Below are 19,204 nucleotides of genomic sequence, written 5' to 3'. Positions count from 1 at the left end.
GGGTGTAAGAATCAAAGCAAAACGAGTTCGAAGGCAGGCTCTAAACCGATCAGAACGACAGGCGGCGGAAGATCACCCGCGGCACGTGCCGCAGCACCGTCATCACCCAGCGCATCTGCGCGGGCGCGTACACCTGCTCCTTGCCGGTGCGCACCGCATCCACGATGACGTCCGCGACCTGCTCCGGCGTCTGCGCCATCGGCGGTGGCTTCAGGCCCGCGGTCAGCTTGGTGTGCACGAAGTTCGGGCGGATCACCGTGACCTTCACACCGGATTCGCTGAGCGCGTAGGTCAGCCCGGTGTAGAAGACGTCCAAACCGGCCTTCGAGGAGCCGTAGACGAAGTTCGAGCGCCGCGCACGCTCACCAGCGGGCGAGGACATTACCGCGAGATTTCCGTGGCCCTGCTTGCGCAGCTTCTCGGCCAGCAAGACACCCAGCGCCACCGGCGCGACGTAGTTGATCTCGGCGACGGCGCGGGCGGCCTCGACCTGGGTCCAGCCCTTCTCGTTGTCGCCCTGGATGCCGAAGGCCACCAGCGTGACGTCGATGTCGCCGTCGGCGAAGGCCTTCTCGACGACCTCGGCGTGCGTTTCGGGCTTGCGGGCGTCGAAGTGGAGCGTCGAGACGGTGCTGCCGGTCTCGCGCAGCCGCTCGGCGGCGGCGTTCAGCCGGTCCGACTCCTCCGGGCGATCAGCGAGGATGATCCGCAGCGGACGCCGTTCGGCGTACTTCTGCGCCGTCGCCAGTGCGATGTCGGAGGTGCCGCCGAGCACGAGCAGGGATTGGGGGTTTCCAACCGCGTCAATCATAGGGCCAACCTTCGGGACAGATCGGAGCGGAAAATGCCGTCGGGGTCGACGGCGGCGCGGACCTCGCGCCACTCGTCGAGCCTGGGATACATCTGCCGGACCATCTCCGGCGTGGTGCGCGAGTCCTTGGCGAAGTAGAGCCGCCCACCCGCACCGAGCACCATCTCGTCGAGCTCTTCGCAGAACCGGTGCAACCCGGCCTTGATCGGGAAGTCCATGCTGAGCATCCAGCCCGGGTGCGGCCAGGACAGCGGTGCCGGGTTGCTCTCGCCCATCCGCTTGAGCACGTTGATGAACGACAGATGTCCGGAGTGGACGGTCTTGCGGATGATCTGCGCCAACGTGCCCTCGCCGCCGCTCGGCACCGAGAACTGGTACTGCAGGAAACCCTTCGAGCCGTAGCCGCGGTTCCACTCCCCGAACAGGTCGAGCAGGTGGTAGAACTGCGTCAGGTTCTGCACCTTTCCCCTGCTGTGCTTGGGGAAATTGCGGTACGAGACCTCGTTGAGAACCGGCGCGGTGATCTTGTTGACCATCCCGTTCGGGAAGATGTCCGGCACCGTCAACAGCTGCGGAGCGTCGAACTTCAGCGGTTCACCACGCAGTTCGGCGGGAAGCTCGTCGAGCGTCGCCAGCGAGCCGCGCGAGAACCCGGCTCGACCGAGCTTCGCGCCGGTGGAGATGGTGTCCAGCCAGGCCATCGAGTAGTCGTAGGTGTCGTCCGAGCCGTCGGTGAACAACTCCATCGTCTCGTCGAGGTTCGACGTGCGGTCGTTGTCCACGACGAAGTAGCTGGTCTCGGTCTTCTTCATGCGCACCTTGGCGCGCAGCACGATCCCGGTCAGCCCGACGCCACCGACGGTCGCCCAGAACAGCCGCGCTGCCGGGCCGTCCGGGGTGAGCGTGCGGATCTGGCCGTCGGCGGTGAGCAGGTCCATGGACAGGACGTGGTTGCCGAAGCTGCCGTGCGAGTGGTGGTTCTTGCCGTGGATGTCGCAGCCGATCGCGCCGCCGATGGTGACCTGGCGAGTACCGGGCATCACCGGAACCCACAGCCCGTGCGGCAGCACGGCGCGCATCAGCTGGTCCAGGCTCACACCGGCGTCCACGTCGACGAACCCGGCGTCCGGGTCGATGTGGTGGATCCGGTTCAGCCGGGTCATGTCGATCACGGTGCCGCCCGCGTTCTGCGAGGGGTCGCCGTAGCTGCGGCCGAGACCGCGTGCGATCACGCCGCGATCGTCGGCGGTGCGCACCGCTTCCGCGATCGCGTCGAGATCCGTGGTGCTGAGCACCCGTGCCCTGGTCGGGGCGGTTCGGCCCCAGCCGGTCAGCGTCCGTACCGTGGTGGTCATCTACAGGCTCAGCCTCCGGGACAGGTCCGAGCGGAAGACCCCCTCCGGGTCGACCGTGGCGCGGATCTTGCGCCACTCGTCGATCCGCGGGTACATCCGCTCGATCATCTCGGCCGAGGTGCGCGACTCCTTGGCCAGGTACAACCGGCCGCCAGCGCCGAGCACCATCTCGTCGAGCTCCTGGCACAGCCGGTCCAGGCCGGGCGTGATCGGGATGTCGACGGTCAGCGTCCAGCCCTTGCGCGGGAAGGACATCGGCGCCTGGTTGCTCTCGCCGAAGGTCTTAAGCACGTTCAGGAACGACACCTGGCCGGATGAGCTGATCTTGTCGATCGAGCGGCGGAACATGTCCTCCTGCCCGAACGGCACCATGAACTGGTACTGCAGGAAGCCGTTCGAGCCGTAGACCCGGTTCCACTCGCCGACCAGGTCCAGCGGGTGGAAGAACTGGGTGATGTTCTGCACCATGCCGAACTTCGTCGGCGCCTTGCGGTACCAGACCTCGTTGAACGCGGTGATGGTGAACTTGTTGACCAGGCCGTTGGGGAAGATCGGTGGGGCGGTCATCAGCTGCGGCGCGTTGAACTTCAGCGGGTCCTTGCGCAGCTTCTTCGGCAGGTCTTCGACCTTGGCGGAGTTGCCGCGGGTCAGCAGCGCGCGACCCATCTTCTCGCCGCGGGCCAGCGAGTCGAACCAGGCGACCGAGTAGACGTAGTTGTCGTCCGAGCCGTCGGTGAAGTGCTCGATCAGCTCGTCGAGGTTCTTGGTCTGCACGTTGTCGACCAGGAAGTACGCCGTCTCGACGCGCTTGAGCTGGACCGTCGCGCCCAGGATGATGCCGGTCAGGCCCATGCCGCCGACCGTGGCCCAGAACAGTTCGGCGTGTTCGCCGTCCGGGGTCAGGGTGCGGACTTGGCCGTCGGCGGTGAGCAGGTCCAGCGACAGCACGTGGCTGCCGAACGAGCCCTGCGAGTGGTGGTTCTTGCCGTGGATGTCCGAGCCGATCGCGCCGCCGACGGTGACCTGGCGGGTGCCCGGCAGGACCGGGATCCACAGCCCGTACGGGAGCAGGCGGCGCATCAGGGTGTCCAGCGACACGCCCGCGTCCACGACCACTGTCGCGTTGTCCACGTCGATCTGGTGCACCCGGTCGAGGGCGGTCATGTCGATGACGGTGCCGCCCGCGTTCTGCGAGGGGTCGCCGTAGCTGCGGCCGAGACCGCGTGCGATCACGCCGCGAACACCGGCGGTGCGAACCGCCTCGGCGATCGCCTCGATGTCCGGGGTGCTGACGACGTGCGCCCTGGTCGGCGCGGTGCGCCCCCAGCCGGTCAGCGTCTGTAGCTCGTCGTTTACCGATCCCACCCAGCCGAGTCTATCGGCGGGGTGGATGCCGATACGGGCGGGTGCGCCCGGTCCCGGGAGGAGTGCGATGGGGCATCGCTACACTCGCGTGGGACGTGTGTGCGGTCCGTGCGGAGCTGCTGGCTGGCGAGGTCGGGTTGCCGCGTCTTCGGCGTCTAGCCGGGTGCCCAGGTGCCGAATGCCCTGTCGTCGGATCCCGAGGTGAACCAGTGGCCGTGGCCGAACCCGCAGCCCAGACCGACCCCAAGCGTCTGGGCGTCTTCACCCAGCTGCTCCGCTTCATCATCATCGGCGGCGGATGCGCCGTGATCGACTTCGGGACGTATTCGCTGCTGCTGGGCCTGGCTGGTTGGCCGGTGTGGCTGTCCAAGTCGATCTCGTTCATCCTCGGCACCACCGCGTCGTACCTGATCAACCGGAAGTTCACCTTCCAGGGCGCGAGCACCGGCAACGCCACCGCCAAGGCGGGCGCGTTCGCCCTGCTCTACACCACCACGTTCTTCGTGAACATGGGCTCGAACCAGGTGCTGTGCGTGGTGTTCAACGCGAACGAGCCGTGGCAGTTCACGCTGTTCTGGGTCATCGCCCAGGGCCTCGGCACCTTGATCAACTTCATCATGCTGAAGGTGCTCATCTTCCGCGATTGACGCCGCGTGCTCGTGAGCGGTCGCTCCGGTGCGAACCTGTCTTTGAAGTGGTCGTGTCGGGCCGTCCACCTCGGGTGAGGTGGGCGATTTCGCGCGAAATCGCCGTCTCCCACGCGGGGCGGGTGGCGATTTCGCGCGAAATCGCCAGGTCTGCTACCCGCACCGCAAAGCAAGACGAGCTCAGTTGCGGAAGCCGGTGCCCCGGGCCGGGGCACCGTAGGCGTTGGCGTCGGAGCGGGTGGTTTCGATGTGCGCCGTGGCCACGTGTGCGAAGTTCACCGCGAACCGGCCGCCGTCGGCCGTGGCGAGCGACTTCGTGTGACCGTTGGCCATCAGGTCGGCCAGCACGTCGCGCAGCGCGTCGGCCTCGGCCGAGTCGAGCGCGATGTGCAGCGGCTGGCTCACTCCGGCGAGGTGCAGGACAAGTCCGGGTCGCGTATCGGGCATCAGATCTCCCAGTCGCAGGTGCCCCGACGATCGCCGGGGCAGCTTTCCTTGCTGGTCAAGGACTCCGCCACCCAGCGCACCACGAACCGGCCGGTGCTGGCACCCGATTTCACCCTCAGCAGACCCGGAACCGGTGGCCACCAGCCCTTTTCGCTCACGGCGTATCTCCCGAAGAGCTCGGCGACCGGCTCAACACCGGGTCGCCCGCCGACGACCGCCAGGTCCACGGAAAGGCCATCGCCGACATGGTCGCCGGGGTCGTGGCCGCCTACGGCACCGCCGAAGACCCGCACGCCTACGGGGAAAGCTTCAGTCGGAGCGTTTGCCCCAACGTGCTGCCTTACACCGTCGGCACACCGGCCGCCTACGGCTTCGCCGAGTGGAACGGCCGTTCGCTCACCGACAACGCGCCTGACGTCATGTTCTCGCTCGCCACCAACACGCCCTTCACCATCGGGCTCACGAAGGAGTCCGTCGCCGCCAAGCCGACTCGCACCTTCCCCTACGTCCCGGCGGTGTAATGAGAACTGACGTCTGACGCGGGCGGTTCGAAGCCCTTGACGTCGTTGCGGTCGCCCTGGGATCGCTGGGCCGATCGGGAATGGCCGCTGACGTGAACAATCCCGAGTGCTATCCCGAGCGGTTGCGGGAGGCCGACACCGTGGTGCAGCCGATCTCGGCGTGCCCGGAAGCCATCGTGGGGGCAGAACTGTGCGTCGGCGCCCGCGACGGCAGCATCGCGGCCACCAACATGGACTCCGGCGGGCCCGCGCTGGTCCGCGACGGTGACCGTTGGGCGCTGGCTGGCACGGTCAGCGGCCCCAGCAGCGGCGGGCCGACGCTGTTCACCGACGTCACCAAGCACGCCGACTGGATCAACGGCATCGTCACCGGCACCTCGGTGCCGCCGGAAGTCCCGATCCCGTCCCTGGCAGGTCGGGTGGACCTGGGCAACTGCGTGGGCTCGGTGGTCCGCACCGCCACCTCCCGGTCGGAGGATCCGGCTCTGGTGCTGACCAACGGCCACTGCGTCGATGGTCAGCGGCCCGCACCGGGATCGGCGCTGGTGGATCAACCCGCCGACCGCGAGGTGAGCATCGGCGACCGCGAGGGCTACCCGCAGGCCACGGCCCGGGCGTCCCGGCTGGTGTACGCGACCATGACCGGCACCGACATCGCGCTGTACCGGCTGGACAAGACCTTCGGACAGCTGGACGCCGAGGGCGCGAAGATCTTCCAGCTCGCCACCGCGCCCCCGCGCGCGGGTGACCAGGTGGACGCGATCAGCGGGGCCCGCCGCTACAGCTGCACGGTCGAGGCCGTGGTGCCGCACCTGCGCGAAGAGGGCTACCAGCAGGACGATTCGCTGCGCTACGCGACCACCGACAACTGCCACCTCGGTTCCGGTGATTCCGGCACCCCGCTGGTGGCCACCGATGGCAACACCGTGGTCGGGCTGCACAACACCAGCAACCGGGACGGCGAGCAGTGCACGGTCAACAACCCCTGCGAGGTGGCCGAAGACGGCACGGTGACCGCCGAACGCGGCCGCGGCTACGGCCAGCAGGTCAACGCGATCCCGGCCTGCCTGACCACCGGCTCGGCGCTGGACCTGCACCAACCGGAGTGCACCCTGATGCGCCCGGCCGCCTGACCAGCAGGCCGCGAGGGCTCGCGTTCGCGGGCGCGCAGCAGGCCTGCGCGCCCGCCCCGAGCTGCTCAGAAGCCGTAGAGCGCGGCCGGATTCTCGACGAGGATCCGGCGCCCCGCCTCGGCGCCGGTCCACTCCAGCAGCCGGTCGAGGGCTCGCGCGTCGTCCACCGCCTGGAACGGTTCCACGGTCAGCCGGTTGGCGGCGGTGCGTGTCCGGCCGCCGGTGTGGGGCCAGTCGGTGCCCCACAGCAGGCGCTCCGGTGCGGCGCCGACCAGGGCGCGGGCCAGCGGCGCGACATCGGCTTGGTCAGCGGCACCGGAAATCCGGTGGGGCGCGGAGAGCTTGACGAACGCCGCACCCGATCGCAGCAGGTCGACCAGCTCGGCGAAACCGGGCTGCTCGGGGCCCGCCGCCGCGCGGGCGAGGGCGAAGTGGTCGAGCACCACCGGCACCGGCAGCCGGGCGAGCTCGTCGGCCAGTGCGGCCACCACGGGCAGCCCGGTGAACACCTGCAGGTGCCAGCCCAAATCCGCGATCGCGGCGGCGGTCGCCCGCAACGGCCCGAGCGCCGCCTCGGGTTCGTCAACCGCGAAGGTCGCCAGGTTGACCCGGGCGCCGCGCACTCCCGCGGCGTCCCACTCCCGCAGCGGCGGTTCGGCCGCTGGATCGAACACCACCACCGCGCGAGCGCGATCGCCCCGCTCGCGCAACTGCCGCAGCAGGCACGAGTTGTCGGTGCCGTACGGGCTGGACTGCACGAGGACGGCGCGGCTGACTCCCAGCCGCCAGTGCAACTCGTCCAGCTGCGCTCCGCTGGCCTCGCCCGGGGTGTACGTCCGGTCGGCGGCGAACGGGAACTCCGGGTCGAACACGTGGACGTGGCAGTCGCACGCGCCAGCAGGCACGCCCGTCACGGCTGGGCACCCGCCAGGTCCGACAACCGGGCCAGCACCCCGGAATCCGCCGGCACCCCATCGCGCAGCTGCCGGTGGTAGCGCGCGAGCTCCAGCTCTCCCGGCAGGCGCACGGGCTGCGCCGGGTCCGCGGCCGGGGTGCTGCGCAGAATTCCGGCGAAGTCCGCCATGCGCTCGTCGAGCGCCGCGGCGGGCAGCAGCTTCGTGGTGTCGATCAGGAAGAACACGTGCCCGAGGTTCTGCGGGCGCTCCGGGTCCTCGCTCCACGAGCTGATGCGGGTGAGGTATCCCGCTCCCGACAGCAGTCCGGCGAACAGGTCGATCATCACGGACAGCCCGTACCCCTTGTGCCCGCCGAGCGGCTGGAGGAACCCGTCCAGCGCGGCGGCCGGGTCGCTCGTCGGCCGCCCTTCCCGGTCGGTGGCCCAGGTGTCCGGAATGGACTGTCCCGCCGCGGCGGCGGCCCGGATCTTCGCCCGAGCCGCGACGCTCATCGCGATGTCCAGCAGGATCGGGTCGCCCTCCGCGGCGGGCACCCCGATCCCGAGCGGGTTGTTGCCCAACCGGGCCTCCCGCCCGCCCCACGGCGCGATCGTGGTGGTGGCGTTGCTGGCGATGATGGCCGCGAAACCCTGCTCCGCGGCCCGGAACAGGTAGGGCATCACGGGCCCGAAGTGGTTGCTGCCGCGGACGAAAGCCGCCCCCAGGCCGGTCTCGCGGGCTCCGGCCAGCGCTGCGTCGAGCGCGTGGGAGCCGACGAGCGGGCCGATGCCGTTGGCACCGTCCACCCGGGACAACGCCGGGGTGACCTGGTCGACCACCACCTTCGCGGCGACGTCGACCCCACCGAGGCGCGCGCGATCGAGGTACTGCGCAATCCTGGCCACCCCGTGCGTGCGGATGCCGAAGAGGTCCGCGAGCACAAGCACATCAGCGGCCCGCCGGGCGTCCTCTTCGGACATGCCGCCCGCCACCAGTGCCAGGCCCGCCAGCGCACGCAGCCGGTCGACCGTGATTCGGGTGTCGCTGGTCATCGGTCTCCTTCAGGGTCGGTGAGGTCGAAGTGGGTGGTGGTGGCGAGGTCTTCGCCGAACCACGAGCGGATTCCGGCGAGGCGCTTGCCCACGTATTCCGGACCGGATGGGGTCCAGCGCATCGGGACGTCGTGACCGGGCACCAGAAGCGTGTCCGGGTATTCGCGCCACAGGTCGAGGATCTTCCGCACGGAGGCCTGGCTCGCGTCGCGGTCGAGGGTCATGTCGACATCGCCACCGAGCAACTCGGCCCGGTTCTTCGCCGCGTCCCCGCTGAACAGCACCGTGCCGTCGGCACCGCGGACGCGGTAGACGACCGAGCCAGGGGTGTGCCCGGGCGCGACGAACGCGTCGACGCCGGGCAGGATCTCGCCGTCGCGGGCCACGCGCCGCGTCCGCGGGTTGCTCGCCAGGTCCGCGGCGTACAACTCCGGCAGCGGGTCGAACGCGGCCTGCCGCCCGGCCGCCCAGTCCAGTTCGGCCGCGCCGATCCAGACCGCGGCCGACGGGAACAGCAGGTAGTTCGCCGCGTGGTCGTAGTGCGCGTGCGTGAGCAGCACATCGGTGACCTCGGCGGGGTCGACGCCATGTGCGGCGAGCCGCGCCGCGAGCAGCGAGCGCATCCCGAACGAGCCGGTGTCGGCCAGCAGGAGCCGCTCGCCGTGGCGGACGAGCGTGACGCTGCTCCAACCGAGCCCGCCGTGCTCCGTGCTCTTGCCGGGATATCCCTGGGTGAGCGGCAGAACGTTCACCGGGCACCGCCTTCCGGTACGACCGCGGCCGGGGCAGCCGCGCTCGACTCGTCGTGGTCGAACGTGTTCCGGGCCAGCAGCGCGACGATCGCGGTCACCAGGCCCAGCGCCGCGAGGTAGACGCCAAGACCGTAGGGGCCTCCGGTGGCGTCGTTCAGCCACACTCCGATGATCGGGCCCGTGCCGCCGAACACGGCCTGCGCGACGTTGTACGCCAGCGCGCCCGCGGTGACCCGTACCGCCGTCGGGAAGATCTGGCTGATCGCGAGCAGCGCGGGCAGGGCCAGCAGTCCCTTGCACGCGCCGATGATCGCGCTGCCGGTGACGGCGCCGAGGCCACCGGCCGACGCGAGCGCCAGCGACGGCACTGCGGCGATGGCGACCACCAGCCCCATCAGGCTGAGCGCCCGGCGCAGGCCCAGCCGGTCGGCCACCGGCCCCATCACGAGCGTGCCGACGATGACGAGGAGGTTGCTGACGATGGTCGCGTTGTACGCCTCGTCGCTGCTGAGCTTTCCGACCTTGATCAGGAAGGTCGTCAGGTACGACGTGATCGTGGTGCTCAGCAGCGCGTAGCTCGCCGTGGCGACGATGAACACCACGATCTTGCCCCAGTGCAGGCGCAGCGCGTCCCGCAACGGCGTGGCAGCGGTCTTCGCCTTCTCGCGTGCGGCGGCCAGCATTTCGAACTCCGGGCTCTCCTCGACCCTCGATCGCAGGTACACCCCGAACACGGCGAGCGGCAGGCCGACGAGGAAGAGGATCCGCCAGCCGAAGGTGTTGTACTGGTCCTCGGTGAGCAGGCTGGAGCACACCCGCGCCAGCAGGGATCCGCACAGGATGCCGATGAACGTGGTGGCCACCAGCGCGCTGACGTTGCGGGCGCGCTGCGCGACCGGGCTGTGCTCGAACACGAAGCTGATCGCGCTCGCGTACTCGCCGCCCGCCCCCATCGACTGCGCGAGGCGGCACACCAGCAGCAGCAGCGGCGCGATGATGCCGAGCTGCGCATAGGTCGGCAGCACGCCCATGCACGCCGTGCCGAAGCAGGTGAACAGGATCGAGATGGACAGCGCGCGGCGGCGGCCGAACCGGTCACCGATCCAGCCGAACAGGATGCCGCCCACGGGGCGCGCGATGTAGCCGAGCGCGAAGACGGCGTAGGTGTTGAGCAGTGCGACCGCGGCGTTGTCGCCGGGGAAGAACTTGGCGGCGATGATCGTGGCGACCACCCCGTAGACGCCCCAGTCGTACCACTCGGCGAAGTTGCCGGCCGACGCGGCCACGATGGTCCGGACGCGGCGGGCGCCGGTGAACTCCAGCTCGGTGCTCATAGCGGGTCTTTCCGTTCTCGTCACGAGGAAATGGGGTCAGCCGACGCGGTCCGCGATCGCTCGCGCGACCGCCTCGGGACCACCCGGCGCGGAACCATCGGGGGCGATCCGGACTTCCCCGTCTTCGAGCGCGTTGGCCACGGCCGCGCGAACGAGCCCAGCTTCGGCGGCGTGCCCGAGGTGGTCGAGCATCATCGCGGCGGCGAGGATCTGCCCGATCGGGTTGGCCAGGCCCTTCCCGGCGATCGAGGGGGCACTGCCGTGGATGGGTTCGAAGTAGGCGCTGCCGTCACCGATGTTCCCGGAGCCGCACAGGGAGATGCCGCCGACGGTCGCGCCGCCGAGGTCGCTGAGCACGTCGCCGAGGAAGTTCTCCATCACCAGCACGTCGAAGTCGCCGGGCCGCAGCACCAGGGCCTGGGCTGCGGCGTCGGCGTAGAGGGTCTCGGTCTCGATGTCCGGGAACTCGGCGGCGACCTCGAAGAAGATCTCGCGGAACAGCGCGTGGCTGCGCAGCACGTTGCTCTTGTCCACGCACGTCACGCGGTGCTTGCCGTCGCTCGGCGCGCCACCGCGGCCAGCCGCCAGCTCGAACGCGCGTCGGCAGACCCGCAGGGTGCCTTCCCGCGTGGTGATGAGCGCATCCGAAACCGCCCACCGGTTGCCCACTCCCTTGCCGCGGGAGGCGTAGAGGCCTTCGGTGTTCTCGCGGACGATGACGTAATCGATCCCGCCGGGCCGCACGCTGCCGAGCGGGGACGTGACGCCGGGCAGCAGCAGCGCCGGGCGCACGTTGGCGTAGGCGTCGAGGCCGGTCCGGAGGATGCCGCCGAGCAAGCCGGCCTCGGTGCCGTCCGGGAACCGGACGTCGGGCAGCCCGACCGGTCCCTTTAGGGCCGCCGCGACCCCGGAACGCAGATGTTCCAGGTCTTCGGCCGAACACGCCGTGCCCGTGCGGCGGTAGGTGTCGGCGCCAGCGTCGATCTCGGTGTAGCGGAGCTCGAAGGAGCCCTTCGCGGTCACCGCGCCGAGCACGGTGAGCGAGGCGTCCACCAGCTCGGGGCCGATGCCGTCTCCGCGGATGACGGCGATGTCATGAACCTGCACTACCGCTCCAGCTTGAAAATCAATATAATCAATATTTAAGTGTCAATGTTGACGAATCTGCGGAGACAGTAGTCGCGTGCGAAAAGCCGTGTCAACCCGGCCTTTCCGCGCCGCGACAACGACTCGTCGCTCGTGATCGAGTCAGCACGATCACTAGACTCGACGAAAATCAACACTCGGATCGGGAGGCGCCACTCGTGAGCGATCACACGGAGGTCTTGTCGATCGCCGAGGCAGCCGACGTCCTCGGCGTCAAGCCGAGCACGGTCTACGCCTACATCAGCCGTGGTCTGCTGAACCGTCGGCGGCTGCCCCGAGACCGGCGCAGCTGGCTGTCCCGCAGCGAAGTCGAAGGGTTCGGGCAGCGCAAGGGCACCCGAACGCTGATCCGCGAGAACGAGCCCGCCGAGCAGGAGGCCGCGTCCTCCGTGGCCCGCATCGACGACGACACCCTGCTCTACCGCGACCGGGACGCCGTCGAACTGGCCAGGACCTCGTCCTACGAGGAGGTGGCCGAACTCCTGTGGGGACAGCCGGGCCCGGCCCGCGCGGCCGAGCTCGACCCCGAGCTGGTGACCGCGATTCACCGGTTGCAGAACACCATGCCGCCCACCAGCCTGCCGCTCGACCGGCTGAAGGTGACGGCGATGCTGCTCGGCGCCCGCGACTCGTTCCGCTACGACCTGACCGCTCCGTCGGTGCTCTCGGCCGCGCGCACGCTCGCGCCCGCCTTCGTGGCGTCCCTGCCCCAGCAGGGCGCGCCCGACGCGCCCGGCCAGTCCATCGCCGACCGGTTGTGGGGTCGGCTCACCGCCGAGCCCGCCACGCCGGAGGCGATCGGGGTGCTGTCGGCCGCGCTGGTGCTGCTCGCCGACCACGGCTTGGGTCCGTCCACCCACGCCGTCCGCGACGCAGCGGCCACGGCGGCCGATCCGTACTCGGCCGTGCTCGCCGGTATGAGTGTCGCGAGTGGACTCCTGCTGGGCGGCGGTTCCTCCCTCGCGGTGCAGGCCTGGCTCGGCGACATCACGTCACCGGACTCGGTGTCGCGGGTCCTCGAACAGCGCCTCCTGCGCGGCGACCGGCTGTCCGGCTTCGGCCAGCCTCGTTACCGCGGCGCGGATCCCCGCGCCGCGGCCCTGCTCGAAATGCTCGCCGCGGCCCCGGCGGACCGGGAACGCCTGGCCATCGTCGAAGCGGCCACCGAGCTCGTCCGTCGCCGCCGCAACCTCGAACCGAACGTCGAGTTCGCCCTCGGCGCCCTGTGCTTCGTCCACGGTATGACCGAAGGCGCGGGTGAGGCCGTCTTCGTGATCGCGCGCACCGCTGGCTGGATCGCGCACGCCGTGGAGACCTACGCCGTCCAGTAGCCGGTGCGACGCGACCGCAGCGAGCTGCCCAGCTGAACGACCGGCGCTGCCGCGAAGATCGCCGCCTACTGCTGGGAGTCCTCGTCCTCTTCGGTGGGTTCGAAGCCCTTGACGTCGTTGCGGTCGTCGGAGCTCGGCACGTCGCCCGGCAGTTGCACGGTCTTGGACGTCGGACCCGGCGTCCAAGTGCCCCAGTGCGTCTCCTGGTGCACGTCCATCGCCGCCTGCGCGGGCAGCGCGTCCGGCTCGTACGGGTCGACGGCGTACAGCGAGCCCCAGTCCCGGTGGATGTTGTTCTTCAGGTACGTCGGCAATTCGCGCATGCTGGTCGCCACGTTGAGCCAGCCGAACGGTCCGCCCGCATCCGGTGAGGACCAGCCCTGCCCGATGTCGCGCACCTCGGCCCCGGCCGCCACCCGGAACTTCGGGATTTCGGCGATGCCGTTGTGCACGCCCGGCAACTGCAGGCACGGGTTCACCAGCGCGGCGGTCCACTCCACGAACGTCGGCTGGTCCCCGACGAAGTCGGTCATGTTCACCAGCTGCGGCGCCCGCGGCGCGCTGACCGCCACCCAGCCGTTGGGCCCCAGCGAGTTGTCGGTGGCCACCACCCGCATCTTGGTGGCGCCCTCGGACTTGCCGCCGAGGGTGAACCGGAAGTCCCGCCACGCCGGTCCGGGCTGCTGCACCACGTACTTGCGCTCGGTGATCTGGAAGCCGTGGTCGGTGTCGTGGCCGAACTCCAACGCCACCGAGTTCGCGCCCAGCTCCGCACCGGCCAGCGAGAGCACCACCGGCACCTCGCCGTTGCGCGCCCGATCCGGCAGGTCGTACCACTGGGTGCGCAGCTCCCCGGTGCCGGTGCCAGCGGCGTCGTAGCTGCCCCACACCGGGGCGTTGTCGTTGCCGAACTGGTGCGGCGGCTTCCAGTCCGGTTCCTGCGGGTCGGAGCCGTCGCCGGGCGGCAGGCCGGGCCGGTTGAACCCGACCATCTTGGCCCGCATGTACTGGTCGGCGTCCTCCTTGCCCTCCAGCCGCTTGGGTGGGACGCCGATGTCCTTGTCCTCCGACGGCGCCGCCTTGCCGGGCTGGTTGCTGGACACCCGGAGCATGCCGACCTGCGGGTTGGTCTCCACGTAGACGTAGTCCGACAGCCCGCAGCTGGAGCCGACGATCTGCTTGATGTTGTCGGCGCCGAGGCTGTAGCTGCCCCACTGCTTCTGGATGACCTTGCCGAAGTTGGCGAGCTCGAAGAGCACCAGCAGCGCGCACAGGATCGACAGCGGCGCCGTGCCCAGCCGCAACGCCCTGCTGCGCTTCTCCTCCCGCCCGAAGCGCTCGTCGACCACCTTCGGATTGTTCTCGTCGATGCGCAGGTGCTCGATGAACGCCACGACCAGCGCGATCCCGGCGATGATCAGGAACACCGTGCTCAGGTGGTGGCCGTCGATCTGCGGCGGCATGTTGTACCAGGGCACACCCCAGCCCGAGACGTACCACCAGGCGTTCGGCCCGGTCGCGGCGAACGCCAGGATCACCATCAGCATCGCGAAGAACGCCGCGCGGTTGCGCTTGGACCGCAACACGGTGCTGCTGGTGGCCAGCGCGGTCAGCGCCGCCAGCGCGCCGCCGAACGCGGCGAAGATGCCGAAGTGGTGAGACCACTTGGTGGGGGTCAGGACCAGCACCACGAACGACAGCGCGGTGATCGCGAGCAGCCGTCGGCTCGGGCCGAGTGCGGCGCCCCGGATCCGGCCGCGCCGCAGCAGCACCACCGCGCAGGTGGCCAGGCACAGCATCACCAGCAGCACCGGGAACCGGCGGGTCATCGAGCCGTCCGGCGTCTGGCTGAACAGCAGGTTGTAGCGGCTGAGCTCCTCGTACCAGCTCTGGCTGGGGCCGATCTCGGTGCGCAGTTCGGTGGCGTCCATGACCGACTGCCAGGTCTGGTCGGCGAACACCAGCGTCAGGATCACGAACCCGGAAGCCGCGATCGGCGCCAGCACCGGCAGCCAGCCGAATTCCTGGGCCCGCTTGCGCACCAGCCGGAACAGCGGCTTCAGCGCGGCGATGAAGGGCAGCACGGACACCATGCCGTGCGGGTTCGCACCCACCGACAGCGCCGCGACGACCAGTCCGAGCGCGGCTGGCATCAGCCGCCCGGTGGCCACCGACCGCTCGACGGCGCACAGCGCCAGCAGCGAGAACAGCACCACGACCGGCTCGGGGCGCAGCCCGTTGTTGTAGGGCAGCCAGAACGCCAGGAACACCGCTGCCGCGGCCCAGCCAGCGGCGTTGCTGCGGCGCACCTGCTGGCCGAGCCGGGGCAGCACCTCGCGGCTGATCAACAGCCAGCTGACGATGCCCATCAGCAGCGCGGGCAACCGAACCCAGGGCGTCGAGGTCGACACCTGCACCCACAGCGAATACAGCTCGTAGAACCAGCCGAACGGCGCCTCGGGAACGCCGAACCAGCGGTAGTAGTTGCTGATGTAGCCGAAGCTCTCGCGCGCCCGCGCGATATTCAAGATGTAGCCGTCGTCCGAGGTCATCGCGCCGATGACCCACCAGATGAGCAGCGCGCCGATCACCGAGACGTCCCGGAACGTCGGTTTCCACCAGCCGCTCGGGATCAGCTTCGGCGGACGCCGACCGGCCCGCACGTCCAGCCGCCGCAGGCAGATCACCGAGCCGATGAACGCGGCCACGGCGAGCACCATCACCGCGATCTTGATCTCGGTCGGCTGGCTCTCGTAGCGGTTGTCGACGCGGGCCTCGAAGGACACGCCGCGCACGTCGTCGATGCCGTCGTTGAGGCTGGAGTAGATGCCGGTCAGCTGCGGGCGCTGGTCGCCGCGCAGGTTCGCCAGCGACTCGTCACCGACGCTGGCCGTGGTGCTGTAGGCGTCGGAGTGCAGCGAGACCGAGCAGTCGCCCGCGGGCAGCGGCACCGTGCCCACCTGCTGGCCCTTGGTCAGCAGCGTCAGGTGGCCGCCATCGACCTGCAGCGTCAGCCCGGTCAGCTTGCCGTAGTCCGACGACGGCGGGTTGGTGCTCAGCAGGTTGGCCGGGCCGTTGGTGCGGTCGTCCAGACTGCGCACCGAAGCGCACGGCACGTCGGCGCGCAGCCACACCGGCGAGTAGCTGACCAGCGGCGCCGACACCGATTTGGTGCCTTCGGCGGTCGGCCACTTCAGCGTCGTGATGTTGAAGTTGACCGGAAGAAACGGCACCGTCAGGGCGAGCAGCGTACCGAGCAGCCCCAGGACCGACGCGAACACCTTCAGCCGCTTGGCTGAAGGTTGTCGACGGTTCGTCTCGGTGTGCGCCGAAGCATCGACCGTTCGGCGGCTTTCTTCTTGGCCACTGAGCACGATTGGAGAATAGTAGTTGCTGGTCCGGGCCCTTTCGCGGCATTGGGCCGGTGTGCGAATGGCCACCATGGCCAAGGCCGTGAGCTGCGAACTCAGTCCGTTCTCAGGTCGCTCTTAGTGTCTTGTGACAGTTCGGTTACCAATGCCTGTTCGCGCGGTTTGCGAGGCATGACCTCGCTAACCGAACTCGACCGCCGGACAAGTGGTGAAGCCGCTTTCCGCACAAATTAACCAGGCGCGAGTTCTCCGGCGGACAGCCCGAGCCGACATATGAGCGAGTCGGGCATCCGAACCTGGACGATCCCGGCACCCGTCAATTCGGTCAGCGTCGGAAGAACTTCTCCTGCTGGCCCTGCCGGAGCAAGCGCAGCCACTCCCTGAACGCCTTCGGATCGCGGCGCTGGCCCACGAAGTACAGGCCGAACCGCAGCACCTCCAACGCGCCGATCTTGCGCATTCCCGGCTGCGACAGCAGGTAGCCGCGGTTGCGGTAGGTGTAGTAGCGCTTCACCGCGTCCGACGGGTCCTGGGCGTGGAACCGGCCGCCCAGCATCGGCTTGAACTCCGCGGAGCCGTCCGGGTGCAGGAACCGGGTCTTCAGCGTGGTGCCGAAGGGCAGCCCGGAACGCACCACCCGGCGGTGCACCTCGACCTCGTCACCGCGGAAGAACAGCCGGTAGTCCGGCACCCCAACCACGTCCAGCGTCGAGGAGCGGAACAGCGCGCCGTTGAACAGCGACGCGATGCCCGGCAGGAAGTCACCCTCGCCGAGCTCGCTGACCCGCCGCTTCCAGGTCAGACCGCGGCGCAGCGGGAACGCCAGCTTGTCCGGGGTGTCGATGTTGACCACCACCGGCGACACCGCGGCCAACCGGCGCTTGGTCGCCACGTCCAGCAGCGTCGCCAGCGCGTGCTCGTCGGCCGGTCGGCCGTCGTCGTCGCCCAGCCACACCCATTCCGCACCCAGCGACAGCGCGTGCAGCATGCCGAGCGCGAAGCCACCGGCGCCGCCGAGGTTGCGCCGCGAGACCAGGTAGGTGCTCGGGATCGGGCAGTCGTCCACCACGTCTTGCGCGGGCTGGTCCGGGCCGTTGTCGACCACCACCAGGTGATCCGGTAGCCGGGTCTGGCTCGCGATGATCTTCAGGGACTCGGCCAGCAGCTCGCGACGGTGCCTGGTGACGATCACCGCGACTACGGACCCGGCAGGTAGCTGCTGTGCGGAGTCGGTGCTCATGAGCCTTCTTCGCTCCCGATCGTGGCCCTGGATTCACCGATCCGGGCCAGGGCTTCGTCACTCAGGTTCTCGAAGGGGTCGTACCCCTTGTACTGGGTCAGCACCTCGCGCAGCGACCCCTGCTCGCGCATCCCGCCCTTGTCCATCCAGATGGCGGTGCTGCACAGCTCGATCAGGAACTCATCGGAGTGCGAGGCGAAGACCAGGATGCCGGATCGCTTGACCAGGTTGTTGAGCCGATCCCGGGCCTTCTCCAGGAATTCGGCGTCCACCGCGCCGATGCCCTCGTCCAGGATCAGGATCTCCGGGTCGATCGAGGTCACCACACCCAGCGCCAACCGCACCCGCATACCGGTGGAGTAGGTGCGCAGCGGCATCGCCAGGTAGTCGCCGAGCTCGGTGAACTCGGCGATCTCGTCGACCCGCTTCTCCATCTCCTTGCGGTTCATGCCGAGGAACAGGCCGCGGATGATGATGTTCTCGTACCCGGAGATCTCCGGATCCATCCCCACACCGAGGTCGAACACCGGAGCGACCTTGCCGACCACCCGAGCACTGCCCCGGGTGGGCTCGTAGATGCCGCTGAGCAGGCGCAACAGCGTCGACTTCCCGGCGCCGTTGTGGCCGACCAGGGCCACCCGGTCGCCGTGCCGCAGGGACAGGTTGATGTCGTGCAGCGCCTCGATTATCGGCACCCGGCTGTCGGTGCCGATCTTGCCGCCCGCCTTGCCGAGCACCGCCTTCTTCAGCGACCGGGACTTCGCGTCGAAGATCGGGAAGTCGACCGCCGCGTTCCAGACGTCAATGCTGACCACAGTTATCCAGCCCCCCCGATCAGACCCAGTACGTGACGCGTGCTCGGTAGTTGCGCATGACCAGCAACGCGATCGCCCATCCCACGATCGTGCAGCTGAGGACCACGATCCAGTGGTAGATCTGCTGGTCCTGGCCGATCAGCGGATCGCGGACGATCTCGATGTAGTGGTAGAGGGGGTTGAGGTCCGCGAGGTTCGCGCGCCAGCCCAGCTGCGGGGCCTTCGTCTGCAGGATGTTGGCGTTCCACACGATCGGCGTCATGAAGAACAGCAGCGTGGAAAGGCTGTTGATGACCGGCGGGATGTCCCGGAAGCGGGTCGCGATGATGCCGAACAGCAGAGCCACCCACGCGCCGTTGAACATCAGCAGCATGAACGCCGGTATTGCCGCGATCACGGTCCAGCTGATCGGCATCTGGAAGATCGCCAACACGACCAGGTAGACGACCATGTTGTGCGCGAAGAAGAGCGACTGCCGCCACACCAGGCGCAGGATGTGCACGCTGATCGGCGAGGGCAATTGCTTCATCAGGCCTTCGTTGGCGATGAAGACCTCGGTTCCCTCGGTCAAGCAGCCGAGGATGAAGTTCCAGACGATGAAGCCCACCGTCAGATAGGGCAGGAACGTCCGGATGTCCTCGCCGAACAGCTGCGAGTAGAGCAGCCCGAGGGCGGTCGCGGTCATGCCCATGCCGATGGTGATCCAGAGCGGGCCGATGACCGAGCGCCGGTAGCGCTGCTTGATGTCCTGCCAGCCGAGGTGTGCCCACAGCTGTCGCTGCGAGAGTCCGTCGTTGATGTCCTTGAACGCCTTGCGCCAAGTCCTCGACGACGTTTCGGTTGGGGCTGGGGGTCTGTCTACCGTGCTTGTGGCCTGCACAGTGCGTCAGAGTACCGATCGATGGGATGCCGTCCGGCCCTGGGCTTCACTCGTAGGCGTAGGCACCTCGTGACGCCCGGTGCCCAACCTCCGCTGTGCAGGCCCTGA

General features: G+C 69.0%; 18 protein-coding genes. 4 read left to right on the top strand and 14 right to left on the bottom strand.

Annotated elements, in window-relative coordinates; genetic code table 11:
• Positions 1-49: 49 nt before the first annotated feature.
• From dprE2 to dprE1 (ACTWQN_RS21570), 3 genes are read right to left on the bottom strand one after another with little or no spacing between them, the layout of a single operon-like run.
• Positions 50-811 (bottom strand): decaprenylphospho-beta-D-erythro-pentofuranosid-2-ulose 2-reductase, encoded by a 762-nt coding sequence (dprE2, locus tag ACTWQN_RS21580; protein WP_443205332.1) that lies wholly within the window; start codon positions 809-811, stop codon positions 50-52.
• Complete coding sequence (gene dprE1, locus ACTWQN_RS21575) at positions 808-2,166, bottom strand: decaprenylphosphoryl-beta-D-ribose oxidase (protein ID WP_443205331.1); 1,359 nt, start codon at positions 2,164-2,166, stop codon at positions 808-810. Before dprE1 (ACTWQN_RS21575) ends, dprE2 begins: the two co-directional genes overlap by 4 nt.
• Positions 2,167-3,531: a decaprenylphosphoryl-beta-D-ribose oxidase gene (gene dprE1 / locus ACTWQN_RS21570; RefSeq protein ID WP_443205330.1), complete on the bottom strand. Its 1,365-nt coding sequence runs from the start codon at positions 3,529-3,531 to the stop codon at positions 2,167-2,169.
• Between the two features lie 209 nt (positions 3,532-3,740).
• Between dprE1 (ACTWQN_RS21570) and ACTWQN_RS21565 the strand changes: the two genes are divergently transcribed.
• Positions 3,741-4,178 (top strand): GtrA family protein, encoded by a 438-nt coding sequence (locus tag ACTWQN_RS21565; protein ID WP_443205329.1) that lies wholly within the window; start codon positions 3,741-3,743, stop codon positions 4,176-4,178.
• Between the two features lie 180 nt (positions 4,179-4,358).
• Here ACTWQN_RS21565 and ACTWQN_RS21560 read toward each other — a convergent pair whose 3' ends face one another.
• A complete protein-coding gene (locus tag ACTWQN_RS21560; RefSeq protein WP_443205328.1) occupies positions 4,359-4,625 on the bottom strand; it encodes a hypothetical protein in 267 nt (88 codons plus the stop codon).
• Positions 4,625-4,783: a hypothetical protein gene (locus ACTWQN_RS21555; RefSeq protein ID WP_443205327.1), complete on the bottom strand. Its 159-nt coding sequence runs from the start codon at positions 4,781-4,783 to the stop codon at positions 4,625-4,627. The genes ACTWQN_RS21560 and ACTWQN_RS21555 overlap by 1 nt, the downstream gene beginning before the upstream one ends.
• Positions 4,784-4,870: 87 nt before the next feature.
• Here ACTWQN_RS21555 and ACTWQN_RS21550 point away from each other — a divergent pair, with 87 nt between their 5' ends.
• Positions 4,871-5,146 carry a hypothetical protein gene (locus tag ACTWQN_RS21550; RefSeq protein WP_443205326.1) on the top strand — a complete coding sequence of 92 codons (276 nt, stop codon included), beginning with the start codon at positions 4,871-4,873 and terminating at the stop codon, positions 5,144-5,146.
• A gap of 92 nt (positions 5,147-5,238) precedes the next feature.
• Positions 5,239-6,279, top strand: coding sequence for a trypsin-like serine protease (locus tag ACTWQN_RS21545; protein WP_443205325.1), 1,041 nt, complete (start codon positions 5,239-5,241; stop codon positions 6,277-6,279).
• 65 nt (positions 6,280-6,344) lie between these two features.
• Here ACTWQN_RS21545 and ACTWQN_RS21540 read toward each other — a convergent pair whose 3' ends face one another.
• Genes ACTWQN_RS21540 through ACTWQN_RS21520 form a run of 5 tightly spaced genes read right to left on the bottom strand, consistent with a single transcriptional unit; the run spans position 6,345 to position 11,420 of the window.
• Positions 6,345-7,193, bottom strand: coding sequence for an amidohydrolase family protein (locus ACTWQN_RS21540; RefSeq protein ID WP_443205324.1), 849 nt, complete (start codon positions 7,191-7,193; stop codon positions 6,345-6,347).
• Positions 7,190-8,227, bottom strand: a complete 1,038-nt coding sequence (locus tag ACTWQN_RS21535) for an Ldh family oxidoreductase (RefSeq protein ID WP_443205323.1) — start codon at positions 8,225-8,227, stop codon at positions 7,190-7,192. The genes ACTWQN_RS21540 and ACTWQN_RS21535 overlap by 4 nt, the downstream gene beginning before the upstream one ends.
• A complete protein-coding gene (locus ACTWQN_RS21530) occupies positions 8,224-8,979 on the bottom strand; it encodes an MBL fold metallo-hydrolase (protein ID WP_443205322.1) in 756 nt (251 codons plus the stop codon). Before ACTWQN_RS21530 ends, ACTWQN_RS21535 begins: the two co-directional genes overlap by 4 nt.
• The gene (locus tag ACTWQN_RS21525; protein ID WP_443205321.1) at positions 8,976-10,313 is read right to left on the bottom strand and encodes an MFS transporter; all 1,338 of its coding nucleotides are present in this window, start codon (positions 10,311-10,313) and stop codon (positions 8,976-8,978) included. The genes ACTWQN_RS21530 and ACTWQN_RS21525 overlap by 4 nt, the downstream gene beginning before the upstream one ends.
• Positions 10,314-10,349: 36 nt before the next feature.
• Positions 10,350-11,420, bottom strand: coding sequence for an isocitrate/isopropylmalate dehydrogenase family protein (locus ACTWQN_RS21520; RefSeq protein ID WP_443205320.1), 1,071 nt, complete (start codon positions 11,418-11,420; stop codon positions 10,350-10,352).
• 197 nt (positions 11,421-11,617) lie between these two features.
• On the opposite strand from ACTWQN_RS21520, the gene ACTWQN_RS21515 reads away from it, so the two are divergent.
• Positions 11,618-12,790 carry a citrate/2-methylcitrate synthase gene (locus ACTWQN_RS21515; RefSeq protein WP_443205319.1) on the top strand — a complete coding sequence of 391 codons (1,173 nt, stop codon included), beginning with the start codon at positions 11,618-11,620 and terminating at the stop codon, positions 12,788-12,790.
• Between the two features lie 65 nt (positions 12,791-12,855).
• Here ACTWQN_RS21515 and ACTWQN_RS21510 read toward each other — a convergent pair whose 3' ends face one another.
• The 4 genes from ACTWQN_RS21510 to wzm form a co-directional block, all read right to left on the bottom strand.
• The gene (locus ACTWQN_RS21510) at positions 12,856-16,071 is read right to left on the bottom strand and encodes an arabinosyltransferase domain-containing protein (protein WP_443205318.1); all 3,216 of its coding nucleotides are present in this window, start codon (positions 16,069-16,071) and stop codon (positions 12,856-12,858) included.
• A gap of 415 nt (positions 16,072-16,486) precedes the next feature.
• Positions 16,487-17,401, bottom strand: a complete 915-nt coding sequence (gene glfT1, locus ACTWQN_RS21505; protein ID WP_443205317.1) for a galactofuranosyltransferase GlfT1 — start codon at positions 17,399-17,401, stop codon at positions 16,487-16,489.
• Entirely contained in the window at positions 17,398-18,216 is an 819-nt protein-coding gene (gene wzt, locus ACTWQN_RS21500) for a galactan export ABC transporter ATP-binding subunit Wzt/RfbE (RefSeq protein ID WP_443205316.1), read from the bottom strand. The genes glfT1 and wzt overlap by 4 nt, the downstream gene beginning before the upstream one ends.
• Before the next feature lie 19 nt (positions 18,217-18,235).
• Positions 18,236-19,096 (bottom strand): galactan export ABC transporter permease subunit Wzm/RfbD, encoded by an 861-nt coding sequence (gene wzm / locus ACTWQN_RS21495; protein ID WP_443205315.1) that lies wholly within the window; start codon positions 19,094-19,096, stop codon positions 18,236-18,238.
• Between the last annotated feature and the right edge of the window lie 108 nt (positions 19,097-19,204).

The organism is Saccharopolyspora antiqui, from assembly GCF_052246905.1.
Taxonomy (GTDB): domain Bacteria; phylum Actinomycetota; class Actinomycetes; order Mycobacteriales; family Pseudonocardiaceae; genus Saccharopolyspora.
Note: the sequence above shows the minus strand (reverse complement) of the source record. Positions and strands in the feature narration are given on the sequence as shown.